The sequence below is a fragment of the Vibrio sp. Vb1554 genome (assembly GCF_033344235.1).
Genome location: NZ_JAWPOJ010000489.1, coordinates 1 through 1,016 on the forward strand (window position 1 = coordinate 1; position 1,016 = coordinate 1,016).

At 42.3% G+C, this 1,016-nt stretch carries 2 protein-coding genes; both read left to right on the forward strand.

Annotated elements, in window-relative coordinates:
• The coding region (gene zapD / locus R8N28_RS27270) for a cell division protein ZapD (RefSeq protein ID WP_318097339.1) at positions 1–723 on the forward strand (723 nt) is incomplete at its 5' end.
• A 68-nt stretch (positions 724–791) separates the two neighbouring features.
• On the forward strand, positions 792–986 hold the full coding sequence (yacG, locus tag R8N28_RS27275; protein WP_005462546.1) for a DNA gyrase inhibitor YacG: 195 nt from the start codon (positions 792–794) through the stop codon (positions 984–986).
• The last annotated feature ends 30 nt before the right edge of the window (positions 987–1,016 follow it).

Sequence of the window (1,016 nt, forward strand, 5' to 3'; positions counted from 1 at the left end):
GAACATCCGTTAAATGAGAAAACTCGTATTTATCTAAGAGTGGAGTCTCTGCTGCGTCAGGCTCACTTGGCCTCTGGTTTTGCCGATAATCACCAGTATCAACTTTTTTTCCGTGCTCTTTTTGACATGGTAGAGATCTTCGAGCAGATCCAACTAAAAAGTGAATTGGCTAAAGATCTTGAGAAACAGCGCCTCTCCTATCGCCATTGGCTAAATGTAGAAGGTGTTGATCAAGAAGCCCTCAATTCGTTACTCAATGAAATTGATGTGGTTCATAGTCAATTAATGGGTGCAGAGCGTTTTGGTCAAGCGTTAAAAGAAGATCGCTTCCTTAGCTCTATTCGCCAACGTTTCAATCTACCAGGTGGCTCGTGCTGCTTTGATTTACCAGCATTACATTACTGGCTTCATCTGCCTATTGAACGTAAAAAGCATGATGCCAACCAATGGCAAAAGAGTTTGAAACCGCTTTCCGATGCGCTCACCTTGTGGCTAAAACTTGCTCGTGAAACCGGTCATTTTAAAGCCCAAATCGCGCGCGCAGGATTCTTCCAAAGTGACGCAGATGAAGCAAATATCCTCCGACTTCATATTCCTATGAAGTATGGCGTCTACCCTATGATTTCAGGTCATAAAAATCGTTTTGCGATTAAATTTATGGCTTTTGAAAATGGTCAGGCATGCACACAAGATGTCGAGTTTGAATTAGCCGTTTGTAGCTAATCAAAACATCAGGCTATTATTCTAAATACTTCGCTTTAATACCAAGATTACAATGGGACGATTCAACCATGTCTAAAATTACTATCGTTCAATGCCCTCAATGTGGTACCGACGTTGAATGGGGAGAACAAAGTCCTCATCGCCCTTTCTGTAGTAAAAAATGCCAAATGATCGATTTTGGTGAGTGGGCAGATGAAGAAAATGCCATTGCTGGCGCCCCAGATATGTCAGACAGTGACGGCTGGTCAGAAGATCAATACTAGAGGTTCTAGGTTCTAGGTTCTAGGTTCTAG

Coding starts and splice junctions, on each gene's coding strand:
- yacG (WP_005462546.1), top strand. CDS start 792: ATGTCTAAAATTACTATCGTTCAATGCCCTCAATGTGGTACCGACGTT.